4 protein-coding genes and 1 pseudogene are annotated in these 5,054 nt (G+C 75.8%); 1 reads left to right on the top strand and 4 read right to left on the bottom strand.

Features of this window, described 5'->3' with window-relative positions:
• The 4 genes and pseudogenes from NCC78_RS27360 to NCC78_RS27345 form a co-directional block, all read right to left on the bottom strand.
• Positions 1 to 730, bottom strand: a pseudogene (locus tag NCC78_RS27360) (SCO7613 C-terminal domain-containing membrane protein); the annotation flags it as partial.
• 47 nt (positions 731 to 777) lie between these two features.
• Positions 778 to 1,098, bottom strand: coding sequence for a divalent-cation tolerance protein CutA (gene cutA / locus NCC78_RS27355; protein ID WP_250798069.1), 321 nt, complete (start codon positions 1,096 to 1,098; stop codon positions 778 to 780).
• Positions 1,099 to 1,107: 9 nt separating this feature from the next.
• Positions 1,108 to 2,124: a 1-acyl-sn-glycerol-3-phosphate acyltransferase gene (locus NCC78_RS27350; protein WP_250798068.1), complete on the bottom strand. Its 1,017-nt coding sequence runs from the start codon at positions 2,122 to 2,124 to the stop codon at positions 1,108 to 1,110.
• Positions 2,124 to 2,957 carry a patatin-like phospholipase family protein gene (locus NCC78_RS27345; protein WP_250798065.1) on the bottom strand — a complete coding sequence of 278 codons (834 nt, stop codon included), beginning with the start codon at positions 2,955 to 2,957 and terminating at the stop codon, positions 2,124 to 2,126. Before NCC78_RS27345 ends, NCC78_RS27350 begins: the two co-directional genes overlap by 1 nt.
• Positions 2,958 to 3,078: 121 nt before the next feature.
• Here NCC78_RS27345 and NCC78_RS27340 point away from each other — a divergent pair, with 121 nt between their 5' ends.
• Positions 3,079 to 4,569 (top strand): serine/threonine-protein kinase, encoded by a 1,491-nt coding sequence (locus tag NCC78_RS27340; RefSeq protein ID WP_250798064.1) that lies wholly within the window; start codon positions 3,079 to 3,081, stop codon positions 4,567 to 4,569.
• The last annotated feature ends 485 nt before the right edge of the window (positions 4,570 to 5,054 follow it).

The following is a 5,054-nucleotide window of genomic DNA, read 5'->3' as shown; positions in this document are numbered from 1 at the left end:
CGGCCAGCCCGCTGAGCCGGGCGTACCCGGCGGCGACCGCCGCGCCGGCCCCCCCGACCAGCGCGGCGTACCGGGTGGCCGGCCAGCCGGCCACGCCGAACAGGTCCACCGTCCAGGCGGCGTACCCGTCGAGGAGCACCAGCAGCAGTCCCACCGCGGCGAAGGTCTCCGCGGTGCCGCGCAGCCCTCGTCGGGTCGCCACCAGCGGCGCGGCCAGGGCGAGCACGGTGAACGCGGCCAGGATCAACGCCCGGCCGGCGACCCCGACCGCGGCCCAGGCGACCGCCGCGAAGACCACCGCCGCGGTGCCGAGCAGCAGTCCACCGAGGACGAAGAGCAGACCCTGCACCGTCCGGGTGGACGTCTCCACCCCGCCGACCGTGTTGGACGTCGGGACCGGCGCCGTCGGCAGCGGGCCGGGCCACCCTGGCGAGCCGGCCGGTGACGGCGGGTGCGCCGGGAGCGCGGGACGCGCGGCGGGCCCGGGGAACTGCGCCCGGATCGTCGCCGCCAGCTCCGCCCGGCGCCGCCGGGTCGTCGCCAGCCGGTCCGCGAGCCCCTGGTACGTCCGGCGGGCCTGCTCGACCTCCCCGCCGAGCGCGGCGATCTCCCGGTCGAGCCGGACCACCTCCGCGGCGGCCGGGTACGGCGGCCGGCCGCAACCGGAGCAGCCGGAGCCGAGGTCGGCCGGTGCGCCGCAGGCGGGACAGGGATAGCCGGTGTTCTCCACCGGGCCAGTCTCGGCAGGCGCGGCTCAGCCGCCCAGAGTGCGCGTACTCAGGGCCGGGTGTGCTCGTGCACCCAGGCGGCGTAGCCGGGGTCGCCGCTCTCCACCCGGGTCACCAGGATCTCCGGCACCTCGTACGGGTGGCTGACCCGGATCTGGTCCACCAGCGCGGTCAGCCGGTCCGGCGCCGTCTTGAACTGCACCGACCACTCGCTGCTGGTCTCCACCCCGGAACGCCACCAGTAGGTGCTGTCCACCTGGCCGCCCACCTGCGCGCACGCCGCCAGCCGACCGGCCACCGCGGCGGCCGCCAGCACGTCGGCGACCGACCGCGCGTCCACCACCGTCGTCACCACGCAGATCTGATCCACGACCGCACCCTACGCGGCGCCGTCGCGGTTGGCCGCGATCCAGGTGTCGATCCGCGTCCACCAGTCGAAGAGCCAGTCGATGCGTTCCTGCCGGCCGGCCGGGACCTCCTCCGGCGGCACCGACCAGAAGCGCATCACGATCCGCTTGTCCATCGGCAGTTCCCGCCACACGTCGGCGACGGTGAGCATCCGGTCCAGTCCGGTGTGCGCCACGAAGATGACGCCGGCGTCCGGGGCCGCTTCCAGCGCCGCGAGCAGGCCACCGGGCTGGGGGGCGAGCACGTGCCGCATCCGCTCGGCGCGCAGCGCCATCCGCTCCAGGCCCCGGGCCCGCAGCCGGGCGATGGCCCGCAGCCGGCGCCCCGGGGTGAAGTTCCCGCCCTCGGGAAAGATCACGAAGGCGTCGTCGTCGTCCAGGCCGGTGGCCAGGTGCCCGATCTGCTCGGTCACCGAGCCACGACCGTCCGGGCCGGGGGCGAGGAACCGGTTCGGCAGCCGGTTGAGCAGCACGTCGATCGCCGGGTCCCACTGGAGGCTGTCCTTGAGCACGATCCGCGGCTCGCGCTTGAACCAGTTCACCAGGGCGTGGATCAGGATGAACGAGTCACCCGGGCCGGCGTGCCGGCAGAGCACCAGCTCCGGCCGCCCGGGGAGCGCGGTGTCCGGGTCGGTGCCGACCACGTCGATACTCAGCCGCAGCGTCCACCGCGCCTGCCAGAACAGCACCCGCAGGAACCAGCCGGCGAGCAGGTAGTGCGCACGCTGGAAGGCCGGCGCCCGACGGCGCCAGCCGAAGCCGGAGGCGACCCAGAGCACGAAGAGCGCGAGCAGCGCCGCAGCGTCCCAGACCAGGTAGACGCAGCCGATCCAGAGCAGGCGCAGCGGCCGCAGCCGGCCCGGGACGAACGGCGAGAGGGCCAGACCGAGCAGCGCCCAGACCGGCACCGTGGTCACCACCACGACGGCGAGCAGCACCACGCCGGGAGCCAGCAGCGACCGGCGTATCCACCGCGGTGGCAGCGGCATCAATGCTCCAGTTGGGTGGCCAAGTAGTGCCGGGAGGCGGTGTACGCGCGGCTGATCCGCCGCCCCACCGCCGCCATGTCCCGGTACGCCCACGGGGTGTCGTCGCGCGGGTTCAAACCGCCGGTCGGGAGCACGTGCACCTCCACCTCGTCGGGCAGGGCCGCCAGCTCCCGGGCGAACCGGTGCCGGCGGGCGATCTCGAACGCGACCTGGGCGATCTCCCAGGGCCGCCGGGGCGGGGTCAGCTCCCGCTCGATCCGGCCCACCTGAAGTACGAAGATCCGCGCGGCGCCGAGGGAGACCGCCTCGCCGATCGGGATGGAGTTGACGATCCCCCCGTCGACGTAGTGATGCTCGCCGATCCGGGCCGGCGGCAGCAGCCCCGGCACCGAGGCGGAGGCGAGCACGGCGGGCACCAGCGGTCCACTGTCGAACCAGTGCTCGGCGGCCCGCTCGATGTTGGCCGCGCAGCAGCGGAACGGCACCCGCAGGTCGGCGAAGGTGGTCTCCGCGCCCAGCTCGTTCTCCAGCAGCTTGCGCAGCGGGCGGGGCGAGTGCAGGTGGGTACGGGCGGCGAACCGGCGCAGCTGCCGGGCCACCGAGTCGCCGTACACCTCGCTCGCCTCGGGCGAGGCCCAGAGCCGGACCAGGCGGTCGGTGACCGCCTCGGACGGGTCGGCGGCGACCAGCGCGCCGTTGACCGCCCCGATCGACGTGCCGAGCACCAGGTCGGGTCGGATCCCGGCCCGGAACAGGGCGCGCAGCATGCCCACCTCGACCGCGCCGAGGACTCCCCCGCCCCCCAGCACGAACGCCACCGGTCCCCGCCCCATGTGGTTCATCCTGGCACGGGCCCCGCCCCGGGCCGGGGACGGCCCGGGCGGGCGGGCGTTGACAGGCCGGACACATTCGCGCAACCTGATACCGCTCCCACCCCGAGGCAGGTGCGATCCCGTGAGGCCAGCGCTGCATCCCGGCCGGTTGCTGGCCCGCAGGTACCGGCTCATCGACCAGATCGGCGCGGGCGGCATGTCGGTGATCTGGCGGGCCCGGGACGAGGTGCTGGACCGGGTCGTGGCGTTGAAGGTCCTCGCCCCGTCGCTGGCCGCCGACGCCCGGTTCCGCGACATGGTGCGCGAGGAGGCCCGGGCGGCGGCGCAGCTGGTCCACCCGCACGTCACCTCGGTGCACGACTACGGCGAGACGGTTGCGCCCGACGGCTCGATCACCTCGTTCGTGGTGATGGAGCTGCTGGCCGGCGAGGAGCTGGAGTTCCGGCTGACCGAGGGGCCGCTGCCGTGGGCCGACGCGGTGGAGGTCGGCGCGCAGGTCGCCGACGCGCTCGCCGCCGCCCACCGGCTCGGCATCGTGCACCGGGACATCACCCCGGCCAACGTGATGATGACCTCGGCTGGTGCGAAGGTGCTCGACTTCGGCATCGCCACCCGGATCGGCGCGCCCGACGAGGACGAGGACGGCGGCACCTTCGGCACGCCGGCGTACGTGGCGCCGGAACGCCTCGACGGGGCGCCCGCGCAGCCGGCCACCGACGTCTACTCCCTGGGCGTGCTGCTGCACGAGGCGCTGACGGGCCGGGTGCCGTACCCGGCGGACACCTGGGAGCAGCTCAGCGCGGCGCTGGCCGAGGGCACCCCGCCGTCGCTGGCCGACGTGCCGGGGCTGCCGCCGACGGTGGCCCGGATCTGCCTGCGCTGCCTGGCCCGGGATCCGGCCGAGCGGCCCACCGCCCGGCAGGTCGCCACGACCCTGCGCGACCAGCTCCTCCCGACCGACCCGCAGGCCGCCACCATGCTCGCCCCGACGGTCACCCTGCTGGCGGTCACGCCCCCGGAGCAGGTGCCGGTGCCCCCGTCCGCCGAGGAACCGCCGGACGACGGGAAGCCCCGCAGCGCACGCCGCGACCGGGAGCGCCGGCGTGGTCGGGCCCGGCGGCCGGTGCTGATCCTGCCGGTCGTGCTGGTGGCCGGGGTGACGCTGGCGGTGCCCGCGTTCCGCCAGGACGACTCCGCCCCACCCCGCTCGCAGCCCACTGTGGAGCCGACCACCGCGCCCTCCTCTCCCCCGGCGCCGACCGGCACCTCGCCGCCACGGGTGGGGTCTCCGGCGGCGTCCCCGTCCAGCGGGCCGGAGCCGACCCGGTCACGTCCCGCCCGGGACAGCCTGGTCGCGGCGGCCAACCGGCTCGACGTGCTGATCGGCGCCGGTCTCGACGACGGCGGCATCCGCTCCGACGTGGGCCTCGACCTGCGCAACGCGCTGCGCAACGTGACCGACGCGGCCCGCACCGGCCAGGGGGACCTGACCGAGCCGGTGGCCCGACTGCGCGAGAAGGTCGCGGTCCGCCTCCGCGAGGGCGGGATCACCGCGGCGTACGCGAACCGCCTGGACAGCGCGATCGCCGCACTCGGCGCCGCCCAGGTCTGACCCGCCGTTCCGGACCGACCGGCGGCGACCCGCTCAGTCCACCTCGGCAGCCCCGGCGCCCCTCTGCCCCTGCCCCCTCCGCCCCGGTCGCCGCTGCCCTGGTCGCCTCTGCCCTGGCCCTCTCCGCCCCGGTCGCCGCTGCCCCGGTCGCCTCTGCCCTGGTCGCCTCTGCCCTGGCCCCTCTGCCCTGGCCCCCTCTGCCCTGCCCACGCACGCGCCAGGCACAGACAGTGGACAGAACGTCTACAGCCCCTTTGCTCTGCACCCGCCCACGCGCCGGACACGAAGGGTGAGCGGCGCGTCTGCGGGTGCAGAGCAAAGGGGATGGGACAGGCCTCCCACCGCGGCAGCCTTGGTGACACCGGGTGATCGACCGGGCGCCTGTGCGGGTGCACCGACGGGCGGCAGGCAGGCGAAGGACGCGTCGCCGAGCGGTCGCCCGGGGCGCACGCGGGCGGTGGGCGGTGGGCGGTCGGCGGGCCGCA

The organism is Micromonospora phytophila, from assembly GCF_023656545.1.
GTDB classification, from domain to species: domain Bacteria; phylum Actinomycetota; class Actinomycetes; order Mycobacteriales; family Micromonosporaceae; genus Micromonospora; species Micromonospora phytophila.
The sequence above is the reverse complement of the archived record's forward strand: the minus strand, read 5'-3'. Positions and strand labels throughout refer to the sequence as shown.